Here is a 17,718-nt window from a genome sequence, read left to right on the forward strand (position 1 = left end):
TTGTGAAAATCAGGCCGATGTGATGCTACAACCTATTACCGGTCCACAAAGATGAATTACCCGCTAAACGTTGAAGAGCTTGCCTGCGACCTGGAGGAGATGTCGGTCGCCCCACAGATCCTGCCGCAGATTCAAGGGATGGTTTCCGACTGCAATACCAATCCCGACGAGATTCGCGACACGATCCGCATGGACGCTGCCCTCAGCTCCATGATCCTGAAGACGGCGAACAGCGCGTACTATAATCCCGGATACCATATCGATTCGGTTGACGATGCGATCATGCACCTCGGGTTCAACGACGTGTACCAGATCGTCACCATGCTCGCCTTTTCCGATGTGATGGCCAAGCCGCTCGAGACCTATGCCTTGAGTTCCGGCCAGTTCTGGCGTCGCTCGGTGGCTTGCGCTTTGGCGATGGAGCGTCTCGCTCGCAAGTACGGGGAGGAGCCTGGCGTGGCCTACACGATTGGCCTTCTGCATGGCATCGGCATGGTCTTTATCGAGAAGGAGCTGGAAGATCGCGGCCACAAGGTTGCCTTCCAGAATTCGCTGCCGGAAGACGTGGCGATAGCCTCCGAGGAAATGGAAATTTTTGGACTGAACCACGCCAAGGTTGGCGCGTCTATTATGCGTCGCTGGGGATTCTCGGATGAGATCGTGGTTCCGGTTTACTGCCAGTTCGAGCCGTCGGAAGCTGGAAACTACGAGCGCATGGCGTGTTTGATCTCCTTCGCGAAACGCATGATCGGCACGATCATCGACGATGGGCTTGGCGGAGTGGCGATGCCAGGTCCGGATCCTTTGCTCATCGCGTTGCTGCACCTGAGCAAGGAGGAGTACCAGAAGGTCGTGATGGCTTTGCGAGGCAGTTTTGCCAAGGCGCAGGGCTTGGTCGGCGACGTGACGCCAGGCGCGAAAGGCTCCAAAAAGGTGGTCGAAAACAAGCTCGGCTATGGAAACCGCCGCATCCGCGGCTAGGCTCGATCCACTGCAATTTTCCCACACATTGCCCCAACTGATTCAAAGGCCCCTAAGCAATATAGATATCATGAGCGACTCAGAACTTATAGACTGGGAACAACTAGAAATGATCTTTGGCGAAGACGAAGAAGACTTCGACGAGGATATGGCGGAGCTTTTCCACGAGTTCGTGGAGGATGGAAACATCCAGTTCGGCAAGATCAACGAGTCCGAGTTCGCGGCGGACAAGACGAAGGTGGCCAAGGAGTCGCACAAGTTGAAGGGCTCCGCGAGCAACTTTGGATTCACTCGGGTCGCTAGCTTGCTGGCTCATATCGAGGACGAGATCGAGAGCATCACCCGCGATGACTTTTTGAGCAGCTTGGAGCAGGCTCGTTCGGGTTTCGACCGGAGCATCGCGACCGTGATGGAGCGCTACCCGGCTCTTGGCGTTGGGCAAAACTAGGTCTCCGAGATTATCTATCACTTTTCTGAAAGCGACTGGCTGCGGCCGGTCGCTTTTTTTGCGTCGCTCGAGTTCTCTTGGCCCGGCGTTGACCCGAGCGGGGCTGGAACCTTGAATGGGGGTTAGATGAAGGAAACGTTGGGGCAGTCTGTATTGTTGGTGGGATTGGCGGCTGTGCTGGCGTTCGCTGGCTACCTTTGGCGTCCGGATGCGTTGCCTTGGGATGTGAGAGCGCTGGAGATCGAGCTTGCTGCGGCGAACGAGCTGGAGGAGGCGCTTTGGGTGGACGCTCGCGTTGAAGAGGATTTTCAGCAGGCTCATTTGGGAGGGGCCTTGTTGCTCAATGAGGAAAGTTGGGAGGCAGGCTTTGTGGGGCTGCTTGAGGTCTGGTTTCCGGATCGGCCGATTGTCGTTTATTGTTCGAGCCAGTCCTGCTTGAGGTCTCACCATGTGGCGAAACGCCTGAGGGAGGAGTTGGGTGTGGAAAATGTCTTTTCGCTCAAAGGAGGCTGGGAGGCTATGCTCGAGACTGGAAAAGCGAAGGGTGGCGAATCATGAAGCTGCGTGTCGTAAGCTGGGGGCTCTATTTGGTCGTGGGCGTCTTTTTCGGGCTTGCGGCCCAGGTGAAGCTGGTGGATCCGGAGGCATTTCTCTCTTCGATGCTCACCTACGAGCTGTTCCCGTATAAGGTGGCGGCTGGGCTGGCTCTGTTCGCTCCGGTGCTCGAAGCGTTGTTGGCGATTTGTCTGGTGACGGGCGTGCTCCGTAAAGGGGCGAGTTTTTTGACGGCGGCGATGCTGCTGGTGTTTATCGTGCTGGTTCTCCAGGGCTTGCTGCGAGGGCTGGAGATGGACTGCGGGTGTTTTGGTTCGAACACTTTGAGTAGCGTTTCGGATTATTTGCTGAAGATCGGGCAGAACCTGCTGCTGCTAGGAGCGGTTTTGCTGGCTCGCTTTTTGGAATCAAAGAGCAAAGCTCAGCCCTCATGATTTCAGTTGGCCAGAAAGTGGACCTCTCGATTCCGGTGCGAGCGGCTGTCGATGGAGAGAAATGGGAGGGATTGCTTTCCCAGCTTATCACGCGTCCGACGGTGGTTTCGGTCTACATGCGAAACAACACCAGCAGCTGCGATAAGCAGACGCAGCAAATGCAGGTGGTAGCGCCCGAGCTCGAAAAGGGAGGGATCGGGTTGATCGGCCTCAGCAAGGATACTCCAGGCTCGCATGTGAAGTATGGCTGCAAGCTCGAGCTCTCTTTTCCTCTGGTTTCCGATCCCGAGCACGCTTTCGCCTCTGCCACGGATTCCTTGGTGGATAAGAAGATGTACGGGAAGGTTTTTGTGGGACCGACGCGTTCGGCTTATCTCATCGACGCTGACGGAACAGTTCTCGGAATCGTGGAAAAGGTCGATTCAGCCAATCACGGGGAGCAGCTGAAAGCGCTTGTTAAGGAAATTTGATTTTAAGGGAACTTTCTTTGTTAAGCGGTTTCTTTTTTTAGTTTACTAACGGCCGAATTTCCTGTGTTTCGGAGGTCTTATGATCTCTGTATCACAACTGAATCCTTACTTGAAAGGGAGCGTCTTTGCGGCATTCGCGGGTGCGAACGGTCTTGTTTCTCAGGCGCAAGTCTCTGAGCCGCAGGCACTCGTGGAGCTTCCTGAGCTTTATGTGACTAGCTCGCACACGGCGACGGTGGAGCCGGCTTCTACTTTTGGAGCTCCTGTTTCCCGCTTGGAGCTCAACCCACAATTCGATCTGCAGGTGCGAAATCTAGCGGAGGCGCAGGGGGACGTGAGCATCCGCGGCGGAATTTTCGAGAACACTGGCTTCCGTGTGGGAGCGGCAACCTTGTTGGATCCGCAGACGGGTCACTACTTCGCGGAGATTCCGATCGCTCCGGAGATGTTGCAAGGGCCCGGGCTTTTGATAGCAGGAGACAACGCGTTTGCCGGATTCAACAGCACTGTAGGAACCGTTGACTACTCATGGTCTCAGGTTTCCGAGGGCGGAAGCGTCGCGGTCGGTTTTGGCGACAACAGCTTGAACTACCAGCGCTTCCATCAAGGTGCGATCCTTTCGACGGATGGGGATGCGAGCTGGGGGGCGGAGTTCGAGTTTTCCCGTTCCGAAAGCGCTGGCACAGTGGAGAATGGAGATCACGACTTCGTGCGCTACAGCGGTCGTGTGCAACGCTCGGCTGAGGACTCCCAGACTGATATCTTTGCGGGTTACCAGTCCAAGTACCTCGCTTGGCCGGAGCTGTATGCGGCGCCTTATGGTTCGAATGAGTCGGACTCGGTACGCACGACTTTGCTGATGTTTAATCATGCGCAGAGCTACAGCGCCGATAGCGGTTGGGAGGCTACGGTCTATTATCGCAAGCACCACGACCATTATTTGTTCAACCGCTTCGCGGTCGACAACCGTTCCTTCGTGCACGAGACGGAAGTTGGGTCCGCAGCGATCAACGGGGTACAGGCCGTCAACGATACGGTGAAGGTGAACTACATGGTGCAGCTCACGACCGACGAAATCGAGTCCACCAATCTCGAAAACAACTTCACCAGCCGCGACTACATGAAGGTTTCGGTTTTGCCGGAGTTCTTGCTTTCGGAAAACGGGGAGGAGCGTCTCAGCTTCCGTGCGGGACTGAGCTACGACGACACGAATCGCAACTCTTCTGAGGTTTCGCCCATCGCTGACCTGACTTGGACAAACGGGGACGACACGTACTATATCTCGGCAGCCCAGTCGTCGCAGGTATCCGGATACACAGCGGTCGGTGGCGCGACTGGCGGATTGTTCGCCAGCAATCCGGATCTCGAGCGCGAGGTGTCGAGAAACTTCGAGGTAGGGGCGACGTTCCAGCGATCTGACTGGAGTTTGAGCGCGGCTGCGTTCTTGCGCGAGGACGATGACTTGGTGGATTGGACGTATTCTTTTGACGCGACCAGCGCTCGCTCGGCCAAGAATGTAGACATTGATACGGTAGGCCTAGAGGTGATCGCCTCCAAGCGCATCAACCAGCTCGAGCTTTTGGGTAGCGCCACGATTCTCGATAAGGACGAGAACTACGGTGATGCGTCAGTCGATGCCAGTTTCTACGCTCTCAACTATGCGAAGCTTCGCCTGACTGCTGCAATTGTCTGGAATGTGACCGAACAGATTCAGGCTCGTTTTGACAACGAGTATCGTGAGCAGCAGGACAACGTGCTTCGCGAAGGCGACGACGAGGCCTTCTTCACTCACGTGGGCGTTTATTATGCGGTTCCTGAAGTGGAAGGGCTCGAGGTTAAGGCGGCTGTGGAAAATCTCTGGGAAGATGACTTTCAGGAGATTCCTGGAACTCCGGGCCGTGGCCGTCAGCTAAGCCTAGGAGCTCGCTACAGCTGGTAAGCGGAGACTTTAGTTCAGAAAGATAAATGGGGCGACGCGAGCTAGGCTTGCGTCGCCTTTTTCTTGGAAGGCTAGGCTTTCGACTCGCGTTGGCCCCAGGCCATGGCTGCGAAGATGAGGGTGGCTCCGATCGCTAGTTTGATGAGAGCGTCGGTTGTCGTGGCCCCGGCTTCGCCGAAGAAGAATAGCGAGGCTGCCATGGCGAGAGGTACGACCGCGTTGTTGGCGGCGGCCAGCGTGCCGGCTGTTGTGCGGGCTGCTCCCTTGTTCCACAAGAAGAAGCCAAGGCCGGAAGCGACGGCTCCGAGATAGATCAACGCGTACCATTGGTCGGGGCGAGGCGAGATATTGTCAGAGTTTCCGAATACGGCGAATCCAATCCCGGCGAGTATCGCTCCTCCGAGATAGAGAGCCGCGATTACTTCGCTGTCTCCGGTTTCTGGGCGTTTGCGTTTCCAGGAACGGTAGAGCAGTTGGCCTAGGCCGAAGGCGAGGTTGGCTATTTGCATCAGGATAAAGCCAGTCCAAAAAGAGCCGCTGGGCTGGCTGAACTTTATGACGACGGCCCCGGCGATCGAGATGACTGCGCAACCGAGCAAGCTCCATTGCCAGCGGCTTTGCATTAGGTTGTAGGCAACTGCAATATAGAGTGGAGTGAATACAGAGAACAAGGCGACGAGATGGGAGGGGAGGTAAACGAAGGCTCTCATGTAGCTGATGTACATGACCCCGAATTGTAGTGCTCCGATACCTACGAGCGTTGCGAGGTCGAGTTTGTTTACTCGCTTAAGGCGAAAGAGCGGAAGGAAACAAAGAAAGGCTATGCTGAGGCGTACGGCTGCGCTGAAGTTCGAGTCGACCCCGGCGAGGCGCGAGCCGATGATACCGAAGGAGAATGCCCAGAGGAGGGAAACTATGATGAGAAAAAGCATGCTGTGAAATGGGGAGCGGGAGGACCGGGCGGCGGTTAGCCCCAAGGACCTTGGAGGGTTGGGTTTCGTTGGGAGGAGGCGAGTTGCTTGAGGAATTTTGTACGGGGAACTTCCTCGGCGCCTAGGCTGGCCAGATGTTTCGTGGGTTGTTGAGCATCGATGAAGTCGAAGTGGTTCTTGACCGCGAATTCGACGAGAGCGTTGAAGGCGAATTTAGAGGCGTCGCGGGCGTGGTGAAACATCGACTCGCCGAAGAAGGCGCTGCCAAGAGAGACTCCGTAGAGGCCGCCCACAAGTTTCCCATCTTGATAGGTTTCGAAGGAGTGGGCGAGCCCGAGCTGGTGGAGTCGGATGTATGCGTCCTGCATGTCCTGAGTGATCCAGGTGCCGTCTTGTCCGGGACGTGGGGTTTTAGCGCAGGAGGCGATCACGGAAGGGAAATCGTGGTCGATGCGAAGTTCGTATTTTCCCGATCTTACGAGTCGAGCGAGGGTGTCGCTGCGTTTGAATTTCTCCGGATAGAGAACCATGCGAGGGGTGGGCGAAAACCAGAGGATGGGGTCGCCCTCCGAGTACCACGGGAAGATGCCGCAAGAGTAGGCGGCCATGAGTCGCTCGGGGCGGAGGTCGCCCCCGATAGCGATGATGCCCTCTTCCTCTGCGAGTTCAGGGTCCGGAAAGATCGGATCTTCTCGTAGTTGGAAAATGGGCACTGGTTGTTTTGCCTTAAGGTTGGGGAAGCTCGTCGGTGTCGCCGAATCGCTCGACGAGCCGGTCGTAGGAGATCGTCTTTGCGTCAGGCGTGACTTTTGAAGCGAAGAGTTGGCTCCAGATTTCACGAGGGATTATGTCGGTGGAGGCACTGGATCGGCTTGCGGAGACGATGTCGTCGTTGTTGTCAAATGTCAGTTTCCAAGGGAGTTGGAAGAAGGCGTGGGATTTGTCGGCCGTGATGAGCAGGGCCTGTAGTTGGGTGTTCCCTTTTTCTTCGTCTTGCATCCGAATCGCGGATACGAAGGAGATGAAGCGAAGGTTGTAGACCCAGATGAGGTCGGCGACCGTTTGTAGGAGCGCTTCGCTGCTCTCTGTAACGGAATTGGGGAGAGTCAAGGAGATGAAGGGTCCTTGGTCGCGCTTGCCGAGAAAGAAAGGCAAAATGCCTTTGAACTCTTTGAAGATGGCCTCGGTATGGAGGGCCATCGCTTCGTGGTGACCGGAGCTGTTGGGAGGTTGTTGCGAGAGTAGCTGCTGCAATGAAGCTGACATGTCCGCCAGCTTTTAGGAAGAGCGGGCGATGTCCAGCCGTTTGACCTCTCTTGCTTCTCCCTCCGGTTTGAGTCTTGCGCAGAATCATGTCGAACGTTCGACATAAAATTGCGCAGAGTTCGAATGAGCGGGATTGGGGTACTGGTTTTTCGGGGAGGCTATTTGGCGTGTTTGGCGAAGGCGCTTAGGTGGCGTTCTTCGAGGTCTGCCTTGGGGACGAATTCTAGGGAGGCGGAGTTGATGCAGTAGCGGAGATTGGTGGGCCTTGGGCCGTCTTCGAATACGTGCCCGAGGTGCCCTCCGCAGCGGCTGCAGTGGACTTCGACCCGGGTCATGCCGAAACTGGTGTCGACGGTGCGTCCGACGTTCTCTGGGGCGATGGTGTCCCAGAAGCTGGGCCAGCCGGTTCCGGAATTGTACTTTTCCCCGCTGGCGAAGAGGGGGGATTTGCAGCCGGCGCAGAGGTAGAGGCCTTTGTCTTTGTTGTTCCAGAAGGCGTTGCGGAAGCTGGGCTCGGTGCCGTGCTCTCGCATGACGCGGTACTGGTCTGCGGTGAGGAGCTCTTTCCACTCGGAGTCGCTTTTCTTGAAGGCTTCGAGGGCAGTGGTGTTTGCGTGTGATGGAAGAGCGCAGGCTTCGGCGTCAGGGACGGGCTGATCGGGTGCGGGAGAGGTGTCTTCTGTGGCCATGGCGATGAAGGTTGTGGCTGCGATGATGCTGGTGGCGAAAAGGTTACGGAGCGTTTTCATGCGAGTTTCGGTGCTGCGTGTTTTGTTTTGGGATGATGTCGATCTATCGCTAAGAGGCAAACGGATAGCGTTTTATTCCGATTGCCGCACGCGAAAATGTGGAAGCCGCCAAGCGTTTCGGAGCTTGGCGGCTTTGTTCTAGCGAGCTCGGGGGCAATCTCGCTATGGTTTGGTCACCGCTCGTCTGAGCTCGTTTGAAGCCCAGTCTCTCACGAGTTCGGTGATGTAAGGAGCCTCTTCTTCTGGCGGTAGACTGGCTCCGTTAAGTTGGTAGAGGTAGGCGAGATCCGTCTTGTTAGCTTCTCCTTTTGCGAGGAGCTGTTCGCTGGGGGAGTAGACTCTGTAGGTAAAGGAAATGTGGGGAGGATAGATCTCTCGATAGACACGAATGTCGCCGAAGGTGGAGCTCATCATGGATCTGTCGCCCGCTAGGTCGATGTCATCGATCGAGACTTTAAGGGTGTATCCGCGAGGCAGATACTTGTTGGCCGCCTTTTGAAAGGCTGAGCTGATGGACTTTTCGACGATTGCTGCGCTTGACTCGGGACTGCCGTGGTCGGTCTCGATGTCGGTGTATTGTTCGTGCTCGACGAATTCGATTTGCAGCTGGTTGTTCGGCCTTGATGTCTCTATTGCGTACGTAGTTGTTGAATACGCGGCCATTGCAACAATCGCCACTGCTGCGAGTCGCTTTTTTGTTTTCATGTTCCCTCCTCTTTTTCTGTTGAAGACTGCTGGAGTTTGGGCTCCGGGCTTCGGTAAAGGAGTACGCCTCTGGGGGCGAGTTGGATTCAGTTTTGCTAAGCGATTGGCCGTTGTGAGCGAGGGAGAATGGCTTGACAGGCAAGCGTGCTCTTACTTTTTTGCGCCTTCTAAACAAGGCATCCTTATGGCAGACGAAAAGAAAAGCACATCGACTTCCGCAAGTAAGAGCACTTCTCCTAAGTCCTCATCTCCTTCTAGCTCAGGAGGAAAGAACGGAAAGGGCGATGCCCCGCGCAATTGTTTCAGCGACGAGTACCGCAGCAATTTCGATGGTATCGATTGGAGCAAGTAGGTTTGCTCCGTTAGAATTTTGTTAATCAGCCACCGCAGTATGCCGGTGGCTTTTTTGTGTTTGGTTACTCGCTCCAGATTTCTTGGGCGAGGAGTTGCTTGCTTGCGGCTTCGGCCCAACCGCGATTGGCGGCGGGGCTGGCGGGTGAGGGGTGAAGGACTTTGCCGTGTTTGAGTTCGATTCCCGCTAGCGCTTCTTTGGCTTGTGCTTGGGCGAAGCCGCCTACGCCTACGATCCACTCCGGTTGGAGGATTTCGATGCACTTGCGTAGGTGCTGGTTGCATGCTTCGAAGAGGGGAGCGCTTTCTGCGACGGGGAGTTTGTCCGGGGTGCGGTTGCGCGAGCTTTCTTCCATGAAGACGAGCGGGCAGTAGTTGAGCACAAAGTGCTCCGCGAAAAAGTCTTCGGCATTGGGGTAGCGTTCGGAGAAGAGCCCCCAAAGTCGGCGTCCGGAAACCTCGGACTTTTCGCAAGCGAATCCGAGGACGGGGCGTTTGGGGTGTTCGGGAAAGGGGATGTCGACTTGTTCTTCGATTCCCATCCAGTTTTTTACGGCATCGATCTCGCCGAAAGGAACTCCTGTCTGGGCCATTCCCCAGGGGCCGGGGTTCATGCCCATGAATACGACACGTTTCTTCTTGGCTGCGAAGCGTTTAAGGTAGGTTTCCTGCGGCTTCCAAGCGTAGCGTAGGGGATTGTAGACGTAGGCTACGGGGGAGGCGAACTGAAGGGCGTCGACTGAGTCGCAGAGCTCTTTGGCGGCGGCGATGAGTTTGGGAGCGAGAGACATGCTCGCATTGGATGTGGTGCGGGTTTGCGGGTCAATTCTGTTCCTGAGAATCGGAAGTGTAGAATTTTTGGTAACCAAGTGGGGCGGGCTGTGTATTCGATATTACAACACCAACGAAAAACCTAATCACATTAAAATGAGCATCGTAATTTTTTCAGTCCTGATCTGGTCGGCTCTCGCTTCAATGGCGGTCGTAGACGGAAACGTAGGACAGTTCGAGCGCTAGGACGCTCCGTAAATGACAAAGACAACGTATCCAATAAAGTGGGACGCGTTGTCTTTTTGTGTGTTGTGACAGGTAACTTTTATTCGGGAGAGTAGCCCGATTGCCTAGAAGGAGTAGGCCATGTAGTCGAAGCGCTTTGGCTCGCTCGCGTTGTAGGATTTTTTCCGACCTGAAACTGGGAGAGCTGGAATTTCCTCTTCGTGGACCGGGACGCGTGAGCAGAGTTTTTCGAGCTCGGGGTGGTCCTGGATACGTTGGTAGATGTGGGCGAGCAGGATAGCGTCGCTTTTAGCGTCGTGGCGACGCATGGAGGAGAGTCCGGCCGCTAGGCGTTCGGCGATATCGTCGAGAGAGTTTCGCAGGCGCGAGAAGTCGGGCCACATGACTTCGAAGATGTCCATGGTGTCGACGAAGCGGACTTTGCGGGTTTCGACGCCTTCTTGGCGGGAGTACTTGCGGATGAAATTGAAGTCGAAGCGGTAGATGTCGTGCCCGAAGAGGGTGGCGTCGCCGGCCCAGTCCGAAAAGGCTTGCAGGGCTTCGAGTGGTTTTGGGGCGCCCCTTACGTGTTCGTCCCGAACTCGGGTGAGTTTCTGGATCTTTTCTGGAATTGGTTTTCCGGGGTCGACGTAGGTGTTGAAGCTGTCTTCGACGGTCATGATGACGCCGCCGAGCCTTACGCCTGCGATTTGTGTGATTTCCTCCTGCTTGTAGCGCAGCCCCGTGGTTTCGAGGTCAAAAGCAACCAGCTCCCTGACTCCGAGGAGCGGGTGGAAGGATGGCATTTTTCTTTCGTGTAAAGGTTTCACAAGAGTAACAAAGCAGGACTTGTTCTTTTATCGACCAGTTGACTCAGATTTTTGAGATTTCGTTCCGTTTGCGCGTAAAATTGACAATTTCTTCTCAGGATTTGGCCGTATTTGGGTAAGGTGTGTTGGAAGATCCGACATGGGATACGAATGGCGAGCAAAATCCGAGGCGCCGTGGGGGCGTTTTTTTCCGATTTCTTTTATTCGCGCGGTAATAATGTCGATTTAAGGGCGGATCCTTTCAGGCCTCTGCCCACAACTCTGAGCGTCTGGCGGGGTACTTCTCTTGCAATGACCGAACTGAACAGAACCCAACTTTGTTGGAGCCTTGCCGCTCTGCTTGTGACCAGCCTGGTAGGCTTGCTGGGCTATGAACTTGTGGTGAAACGCGTGATTGTGGCTTCCGAGACGGATCGACTGAAGCTGTGGATGGCGAATCCGCAGGTGAGCGAGGTGGATGGCTTTGAAGTCTACAAGGTTTTAGCGGATGGCAGTCTGGCTTCGGACGAGACGATTGCGATCGATGGTCTCAGCCCCGAGGACACTCTCGAGCTGGTGTTTGATGGGAAAGGGGAGCTAGGCGTTTTTCGCGGGGGGTGGATTTACGTGTCTCAAGTTGGAAGCTGGGGCGGGGAGGCTGTGAGCGGTTGGAACTTGGCTCGCTCCGACGCAGGCGCGCGTCTGGAGAAGGCTAGCCTAGCGATCGGGGTGCTGACGCTTGGTTTTTGGGCGGGCTTCGTTTTGCTCTTTTACTTTTTTCACCGCCGTGTTCGGCGGATCCTTTTTGACGATTTGTCGCATTTGCGTGAGCGTCTGGGGCTTGAGAAGGACGAAGCGGATCGCGGATTGCGGGAGCGTTTGTCTCACTTTTCGGAACAGATTGTAGCGGCGCGGGAGCAGGAGGGGTTGCTGATGCACGAGATGGGCCGGTTTACGGCGATCGCTTTGAATGCTCCTGACGGGATCTTTATTTGTGATTCGGAAGGGCGCATCGAGTGGGCAAACGCAGCGTTTGAGCGGATGATTGGCTACTCTTTGGAAGAGATTCAGGAAAGGGAGCCGTTTGCCCACCTGCGCAATGAGCTCAACGATCCTCTCTACCTTGCTCGTTTGGGTCGGGCGTTGGAGCAGGAGGATTCGGTTTCTTTGGAGCTGGGAGGCTGGCGGCCTGATACGAGCGAGTATTGGACCTCAATGCAGCTTTCTCCGCTGCCGACATCGGGTGAACAGAAGAAGTGGTTTTTCGGTATTCAGAGCGACATTACGGAGAAACGTCGAGCGAGTCTTGATTTAGAGGAAGTCTCTAGGAGGTTCGCATTGGCGATGGAGAGCGCGAGTGTTGGGATCTGGGATTGGGACGTTAAGCGCGATGAGCTGGTTTGGGACGACCACACCTACGGGCTTTACGGCGTTTCGCGTGCGAATTTTCGGCCGAGTTATCGGAGTTGGATGAACTGTATCGATCCGGATGATACGAATCGCGTGGTGCGTTCTATTGACGATAGTCTCGCTCGGGGCAAGAGTATCGAGCTTGTGGCGTGTGTGCAGAGGCCGGACGGGAAGGAAGCCTATGTGAGAAGTGTTGGCCGGGCGTTTTTGAATGAGTCTGGTGAGGTGATGCGTTACATCGGGATCACCTCCGACGTAACGGCGGAGCATAAGGCGGAGCGGAATCTAATCGACCAGAAGGATGAAGCGGAGACCTTGGCGGAGCAGCTCGCGGTCGCGGTTAAGAAATCGAAGAAGGCTGCGACTGAGGCGGAGCGGGCGACGCGTGCCAAGAGCGCGTTTCTGGCGATGATGAGCCACGAGATTCGCACTCCGATGAATGGCGTGATCGGGATGGCGAGCTTGTTGTTGGAAACGGAGCTGGATGAGCATCAGCGTGATTATCTGAATACGATTCGCGTCAGTGGTGACACCTTGCTGACGCTGATAAACGATATCCTAGATTACTCGAAAATTGAGAGCGGAAAGCTGGATATCGAGCATGTCCCGTTCAGTATTCGCGAGTGCGTGGAGGATGCGGTTGACTTGCTGTCCTCCAAGGCTGCGGAAAAGGGGATCGACCTGTTGTGTCGGGTGGATTTGACGACTCCGAAAGAAGTGGAGGGTGACATTACCCGGCTTCGTCAGATCTTGGTGAATCTGATTGGCAATGCGATCAAGTTTACGGAAGTGGGCGAGGTCGAGGTTTCGGTTAGCGCTCCGGAGAACGGTAGGATTCACTTTGCGGTTCGCGACACGGGAATTGGAATTCCAGAGGACAGAATGAATCGTTTGTTCGAGGTTTTCTCGCAGGTTGATTCGTCAACGACGCGAAAGTACGGGGGTTCGGGCTTGGGGCTTTCTATCAGCAAGCAGCTAACCAATCTGATGGGGGGCGAGATGTGGGTGGAAAGTTCTTTGGGCAAGGGATCTGTTTTCCATTTCGATATCGCTTTCGATCATCTCGAACAGGCGTTGCCAGATCCGATCTTTGGGGAGCAGACGGAGCTCGTCGGACGGAAGCTCTTGCTGCTGGTTCCGAGCGCGGTGCGCCGGGAGAGTCTGCGGCGGCTGTACGTGCGCTGGGGGCTTGAGGTGGATTTCCAGGGCTCTGTTGAATCGATGTCGGCGAAACCCAGAGACAGTGGAAAATATGACTTCGTGGTCGTCGATGAGGGGGCTTGGGACGCTGATGGAGGAGACAATAAGCGTATTTTGAATACATGCAGTGGGAGCGATAGTACTGCTGTGATGCTACTCAATCACGGCTCGAATCCGGAGCGATTTGGTAGGAGTCAGTGTGTTTTTAAGCCTTGTCGAGTGGGTGCTATGCTTGATGCGCTGCTCGCTTCGAAGCGCTTGCTTCGAGTTAAAGGGAAGCATTCTGGGTCGAAGGAGAGAGTTGGCGACGAGAAGTTGGCATCGCGAATGCCGTTGAGGATTCTGGTCGCGGATGATAATTCGGTGAATCAGAAGGTGGCTCGTATGATGCTTAAGAAATTTGGATACACTCCGGATTTGGTGGCGAACGGACTAGAAGCTGTAGAGGCGGTGAAGAAGCGGGACTACGATCTGGTGTTTATGGATTGCCAAATGCCTGAGATGGATGGTTTCGAAGCGACTTGTGTGATTCGCCAGATCGAATTGGAACGCTCTTCGAGTAGGCGGTCGTTTATCTATGCGCTGACTGCTAATGTGCGAGGCGAGTCGCGAGAGATGTCGGTGGAAGCGGGAATGGACGGCTTTCTCGCGAAGCCGATCAAGCTGGATGACATCAAGGCGTCTTTGCTGGAGGTTTCGGAGGAAATCGCTTCTAGAAACTAGCGGAAAGCGTTTTGGATTGTAGCTGGTCCTGCGGGCTGCTCTTTTGGGTGCTTCGATGGAAGAGACCTCTGAGCCAGCTATACTGTACGACGCCCCCGGTTTTGTTGTTGTGAACAAGCCATCGGGGATGTTGAGCGAGGGCGGTGGCGAACGAGAGGTGGACTTGGAGCAACGTGTATCCGAATTAGTAGGACGTAAGGTTTGGTGTTGTCACCGTCTAGATCGTTTGACGAGCGGCGTGCTTGTTCTGAGGAAGGGGAAGCGTTTTTTGAAGGAGTTGTCTGCCCAGTTTGAGAGTCGAGGGGTGAGGAAGGAGTATTGGCTTCTGGTGGATGGCGTTTGGGATAAGCGCATCCAGAGGGTGGAGTCTCAGATCGATCGAGTTGGTCCTGGACGATTTGCTAATGTGGACGAGGGGGGCAAACGCGCGGTCAGCACCTTTCAATTGTTGGCAAGTTCGTCCGATTTGGGAGTGAGTTTGGTGAGGGGGCTTTTGAAGACGGGGAGGACGCATCAGTTGAGGCTGCATGCCCAATTGTGTGGCTGTCCGGTGTATGGGGATCCGCTCTATGGGGAGTGCCGGGAGGGCGCTGTGTTTGGCTTGCATGCTCGGAGCCTGCGGATGAGTCATCCGGAGACTGGAGAGGCTATGGAGTTTTTGGCTGAGCCGCCGGGAGTTTGGGCTTCGATGCGGCGGGAGTTGGATTTCTAGGAAAAGTGTTTTTGTATCAGAGTTTCGACGACGGGGTGGATCTCGTTGGCTAGGGTTTGATTTGCGTAAGCGATCCAGGAGACGGGCGTGGTGGTGTCGAATGGGATGTCGAGCTTTTTGCTGTGGGGCTGGGTGACGATGACTCCTGCTGCTCGGGCGACGAGGGCGGTGCAGAGGTCGTAGGGATGGCAGCTGAGGGCGAGTGGGAGACCAAGTTTCTGGAAGGCGAGGGGGCGGATGTCGATGGCGAGGCGATCGTGTCCTGCGATGAGTTCGTAGAGCTGGCCTCCTGTGCTGATGTATTGGTCGTCGAAGATGAGGGCGTCTTGTCGTTCTTCTTCTGGAGTGAGGTGGGCGTAGAGCTCCTCTTCGAAGGCGGCGAGGGCGGCTTTGGCTTGGGGGAAGAATTTGGCTACGGAGGCGAATCCGTGTTTTAGATTGGTGGCTCGAGAGGGGCTGGCTGGGAGGTCTTGGGTTTCTCCGGTGAGCAGGTTTTTGGAAATGCGGCTGAAGGTGGTTTCGCCGCTGGGCGATCGTGTTGCGGCGAGTTGCTCGGACTTGAATTGTTTCGAAGTGGGGAGCTCGGTCATGACCGCGACGGAAATGTCTTCTAGCGTCGGGGCGTTGGTATGGGCGGATGGAGTCTGGGCGAGTCCGACCAAGGCCCAGGCCGAGCGTTTGTCGTACATGAGCCCGCGTGTTCCGTCGATGGGGTCGACGATGAGCTGGCAGGCTAGACGTTGGGGTGGAGTGTCTGCTGGGAAGGTGAGGCGGGTGGCGTCGTCGATGCCTTCCATGATCAAGCGGACGGGGTATTGCTTAGGCCAGTTATTTGCTAGCCAATCGAGGATGAGTTCTTCGCTGACCTTGTCTATTTGGTAGATGATGTCTGCTTTGGTTTCGGCGGCGACGGCCGAAAGCGCTTCCACGCTTTGGCTTTGTTGGCGATAGAGCGTGTCGCGGATCTCGTCGGAGAGTGAACAGAGGAGGGATTGAAGAGTGAAAAGTGAAGGCTGAATCGTGAAATGGGGTTGAGTGATTTGTGGGAGGCGTTTGGCTAGTTTGCGATGACGAAGCTTTACATGTACAAGGGGTGCGACGGTTGTCGCAAGGCGAAGAAGTGGCTAGCGGAAAAGGGCGTGGATTTTGAGGAGATCGCGATTCGCGAGGTGACTCCGAGCAAGGGGGAATTAAAGGAGGCTCTTGCGTCTCATGATATGAACCTGCGGAAGCTCTTTAATGTGTCTGGAGGCGACTATCGTAGCATGGGCTTGAAGGAGAAGCTACCCCAGATGGAGTTGGACGATGCGTTGGAGCTTTTGGTGTCGAACGGAAATCTTGTGAAACGTCCGTTTTTGGCGACGGATCGTGGGTGTATCAGCGGATTTGATACGGTGGTCTGGGAGCAGCTGGTTGGGTAGGTTGTTTTGCCCACGAAGTGCACGAAGATGTTATTAGCTGGGTAAGCGATCGGCAACGACGGAGCAACTGTGTCTCATGCAAGCTGTAAGTTGAGTTTTTTCAGTACGCTTTGCATGTGGATTATGAGCTTTCGCATGGCTGCTGTGATGGCGACGTTGTAGGGCTTGCCCGATTCGTTGAGCAGCCTGTCGACCTGCTCGCGTATGACCTTGTTGTGGGTGGCCGCGGTTCTCGCGGCCATGTAGAGGGCTTTCCTGACCTTGGCCTTTCCGCATTGGATGTAGCGCTTGCCTTTCTTGTTTCCGCTGTCGCGGTTGAAGGGGGCGAGCCCGGTAAGGGCGACGAGCTGGTTGCGTCCCATGGTCTCGATCTGCCCCATGTAGGCGATCACGCTCCATGCGGTGACTTCCCCTACGCCGCATATGCTTTGCAGGGCTTGGCTGCGCTGCTTTTGCTCGCGGTCTTCGGCCAGCCGTTGGCGTATTAGCTTGTCGACTTGGTCTATCTGTTCCTTGGCGTGGTCGAGGGTGCTTCGAATGAGCGGGGCGGTCGTTTCGCGGGCCTTTTGCAGGCGGTTCTTTTCCCTTGCGATCAGATCGCTGAGATGGGCCCTACGGTCGAGCAGCTCGGCGACTTGCTTTTGCGTAGCGTTTGGCTTGGCGCTTGGCTGGAGCTTCTTCTCCTTGGCGAAGCGGCTTAGCAGCTGGGCGTCTATGGGGTCGGTCTTGGCCTTTGTCCCTTCGCTTGCGGCGAAGCCCTTGACTCTGCGGGTGTCGACGAGGTGGTAGGCTATGCCTGCCGAGTCGAGGGCGTCCACGAGCTTTCTTTCGTAGCCTCCCGTGGGCTCGAGCGCCACCAGAGGGGAGTCGAACCTCGCTATCTTCTCGAGGATTCCCGGGAGGGAGTCCTTGTTGTAGGCGAAGGACTCGTTGCGTTCGCCGGTGTGTATTTGTAATGACTGTTTGGCTACGTCGATTCCGACGTAGTGGTATTGTTTATTGTAGGACATGGCGTATATCAGGCTTGTGAGGCGAACTCGTCGGCGCTTGGCTGAAGGTTCCGGCAACTGTTCGATATCATGCCAGGAAGGCCGCCCGGGCGGCTATGCTCCGTCTCGAACTCGATGGGTTCCCGCGTTGCCTGGCCTTTCCCTTGCGGCCGCCGGCCCCGAGATGCCTCTCGGGTCCGGCTTCCTGAACGAAAGCGATGGTGCAGCCTTGGGTATGGCAGTTCGAGCCCTTCCTCCGACGAGTTTTATTCCCATTCTCGGAAGGGCTCGAACTACCGCTTGAGGCTATTGAGCTAACCTACAAGCGTTGCCCTCCTATCGGTCGCTGTGGCCTAGAGGGCGGTCGGGGTCGATGCGATCGCGGACGAGCTGTTTGAGCTCTTTCGATTCTGGGAAGCGTCCGGCTTCTTTTCGGGAGAAGATGAGCTCGTCGTCGAGGCGGATTTCCATGATGCCCCCGGTGCCGGGCTGGAGGGCGACTTCGCCTAGGTCTTGGCCGAAGGTGTTGAGTAGTTCTTGAGCGAGCCAAGCGGCGCGAAGCATCCAGTTGCACTGGCTGCAGTAAAGAATGGATACGCGTGGAGATTTGGTGTCGGGCATGGTACTG

20 protein-coding genes are annotated in these 17,718 nt (G+C 55.7%); 10 read left to right on the forward strand and 10 right to left on the reverse strand.

All coding sequences use genetic code 11. From position 1 onward, the window contains the following. Positions 1–51 precede the first annotated feature (51 nt). The 6 genes from JIN87_RS15025 (at position 52) to JIN87_RS15050 (ending at position 4,827) form a co-directional block, all read left to right on the forward strand. Positions 52–981, forward strand: coding sequence for an HDOD domain-containing protein (locus tag JIN87_RS15025; RefSeq protein ID WP_200356403.1), 930 nt, complete (start codon positions 52–54; stop codon positions 979–981). 70 nt (positions 982–1,051) lie between these two features. Then, positions 1,052–1,429, forward strand: coding sequence for an Hpt domain-containing protein (locus tag JIN87_RS15030; protein WP_200356404.1), 378 nt, complete (start codon positions 1,052–1,054; stop codon positions 1,427–1,429). A gap of 126 nt (positions 1,430–1,555) precedes the next feature. Then, positions 1,556–1,987 (forward strand): rhodanese-like domain-containing protein, encoded by a 432-nt coding sequence (locus tag JIN87_RS15035; protein ID WP_200356405.1) that lies wholly within the window; start codon positions 1,556–1,558, stop codon positions 1,985–1,987. Further along, a complete protein-coding gene (locus tag JIN87_RS15040; protein WP_200356406.1) occupies positions 1,984–2,418 on the forward strand; it encodes a MauE/DoxX family redox-associated membrane protein in 435 nt (144 codons plus the stop codon). The genes JIN87_RS15035 and JIN87_RS15040 overlap by 4 nt, the downstream gene beginning before the upstream one ends. Continuing rightward, positions 2,415–2,888 carry a peroxiredoxin gene (locus tag JIN87_RS15045; protein WP_200356407.1) on the forward strand — a complete coding sequence of 158 codons (474 nt, stop codon included), beginning with the start codon at positions 2,415–2,417 and terminating at the stop codon, positions 2,886–2,888. Before JIN87_RS15040 ends, JIN87_RS15045 begins: the two co-directional genes overlap by 4 nt. A gap of 79 nt (positions 2,889–2,967) precedes the next feature. Beyond that, the gene (locus tag JIN87_RS15050; RefSeq protein WP_200356408.1) at positions 2,968–4,827 is read left to right on the forward strand and encodes a TonB-dependent receptor domain-containing protein; all 1,860 of its coding nucleotides are present in this window, start codon (positions 2,968–2,970) and stop codon (positions 4,825–4,827) included. A 71-nt stretch (positions 4,828–4,898) separates the two neighbouring features. On the opposite strand, the gene JIN87_RS15055 is transcribed toward JIN87_RS15050, so the two are convergent. The 5 genes from JIN87_RS15055 to JIN87_RS15075 all read right to left on the reverse strand — a co-directional run bounded on the left by JIN87_RS15055 (position 4,899) and on the right by JIN87_RS15075 (position 8,479). Then, positions 4,899–5,759 (reverse strand): EamA family transporter, encoded by an 861-nt coding sequence (locus tag JIN87_RS15055; RefSeq protein ID WP_200356409.1) that lies wholly within the window; start codon positions 5,757–5,759, stop codon positions 4,899–4,901. A 35-nt stretch (positions 5,760–5,794) separates the two neighbouring features. Next, the gene (gene aat, locus JIN87_RS15060) at positions 5,795–6,472 is read right to left on the reverse strand and encodes a leucyl/phenylalanyl-tRNA--protein transferase (RefSeq protein WP_200356410.1); all 678 of its coding nucleotides are present in this window, start codon (positions 6,470–6,472) and stop codon (positions 5,795–5,797) included. Between the two features lie 13 nt (positions 6,473–6,485). Beyond that, positions 6,486–7,025 carry a hypothetical protein gene (locus JIN87_RS15065; RefSeq protein WP_200356411.1) on the reverse strand — a complete coding sequence of 180 codons (540 nt, stop codon included), beginning with the start codon at positions 7,023–7,025 and terminating at the stop codon, positions 6,486–6,488. Between the two features lie 158 nt (positions 7,026–7,183). Beyond that, a complete protein-coding gene (gene msrB, locus JIN87_RS15070; protein WP_234033429.1) occupies positions 7,184–7,774 on the reverse strand; it encodes a peptide-methionine (R)-S-oxide reductase MsrB in 591 nt (196 codons plus the stop codon). A gap of 162 nt (positions 7,775–7,936) precedes the next feature. Further along, a complete protein-coding gene (locus JIN87_RS15075) occupies positions 7,937–8,479 on the reverse strand; it encodes a DUF3016 domain-containing protein (RefSeq protein ID WP_200356412.1) in 543 nt (180 codons plus the stop codon). 184 nt (positions 8,480–8,663) lie between these two features. Between JIN87_RS15075 and JIN87_RS15080 the strand changes: the two genes are divergently transcribed. Continuing rightward, positions 8,664–8,831: a hypothetical protein gene (locus JIN87_RS15080; RefSeq protein WP_200356413.1), complete on the forward strand. Its 168-nt coding sequence runs from the start codon at positions 8,664–8,666 to the stop codon at positions 8,829–8,831. A gap of 64 nt (positions 8,832–8,895) precedes the next feature. Here JIN87_RS15080 and JIN87_RS15085 read toward each other — a convergent pair whose 3' ends face one another. Both JIN87_RS15085 and JIN87_RS15090 read right to left on the reverse strand, forming a co-directional pair. Continuing rightward, positions 8,896–9,621: a uracil-DNA glycosylase family protein gene (locus JIN87_RS15085; protein WP_200356414.1), complete on the reverse strand. Its 726-nt coding sequence runs from the start codon at positions 9,619–9,621 to the stop codon at positions 8,896–8,898. Positions 9,622–9,951: 330 nt separating this feature from the next. Further along, positions 9,952–10,632, reverse strand: a complete 681-nt coding sequence (locus JIN87_RS15090; RefSeq protein ID WP_200356415.1) for a 3'-5' exonuclease — start codon at positions 10,630–10,632, stop codon at positions 9,952–9,954. A gap of 315 nt (positions 10,633–10,947) precedes the next feature. Between JIN87_RS15090 and JIN87_RS15095 the strand changes: the two genes are divergently transcribed. Together JIN87_RS15095 and JIN87_RS15100 are read left to right on the forward strand one after the other, a co-directional pair. Then, a complete protein-coding gene (locus JIN87_RS15095; protein ID WP_200356416.1) occupies positions 10,948–13,968 on the forward strand; it encodes a PAS domain-containing hybrid sensor histidine kinase/response regulator in 3,021 nt (1,006 codons plus the stop codon). 55 nt (positions 13,969–14,023) lie between these two features. Then, a complete protein-coding gene (locus JIN87_RS15100; protein WP_200356417.1) occupies positions 14,024–14,680 on the forward strand; it encodes an RluA family pseudouridine synthase in 657 nt (218 codons plus the stop codon). Here the strand turns inward: JIN87_RS15100 and JIN87_RS15105 are convergent. Then, positions 14,677–15,609, reverse strand: coding sequence for a hypothetical protein (locus tag JIN87_RS15105; protein ID WP_200356418.1), 933 nt, complete (start codon positions 15,607–15,609; stop codon positions 14,677–14,679). The genes JIN87_RS15100 and JIN87_RS15105 overlap by 4 nt on opposite strands. Positions 15,610–15,747: 138 nt before the next feature. Between JIN87_RS15105 and JIN87_RS15110 the strand changes: the two genes are divergently transcribed. Then, positions 15,748–16,101, forward strand: coding sequence for a Spx/MgsR family RNA polymerase-binding regulatory protein (locus JIN87_RS15110; RefSeq protein WP_200356419.1), 354 nt, complete (start codon positions 15,748–15,750; stop codon positions 16,099–16,101). 74 nt (positions 16,102–16,175) lie between these two features. Here the strand turns inward: JIN87_RS15110 and JIN87_RS15115 are convergent, their stop codons facing one another. Next, the gene (locus tag JIN87_RS15115) at positions 16,176–17,111 is read right to left on the reverse strand and encodes an IS110 family RNA-guided transposase (protein ID WP_200356420.1); all 936 of its coding nucleotides are present in this window, start codon (positions 17,109–17,111) and stop codon (positions 16,176–16,178) included. A 315-nt stretch (positions 17,112–17,426) separates the two neighbouring features. Further along, positions 17,427–17,711, reverse strand: coding sequence for an Rdx family protein (locus JIN87_RS15120; RefSeq protein ID WP_200356421.1), 285 nt, complete (start codon positions 17,709–17,711; stop codon positions 17,427–17,429). Positions 17,712–17,718 lie beyond the last annotated feature (7 nt).

Origin of the sequence: Pelagicoccus mobilis (assembly GCF_016595505.1) — a bacterium.
Taxonomy (GTDB): Bacteria; Verrucomicrobiota; Verrucomicrobiia; order Opitutales; family Opitutaceae; genus Pelagicoccus; species Pelagicoccus mobilis.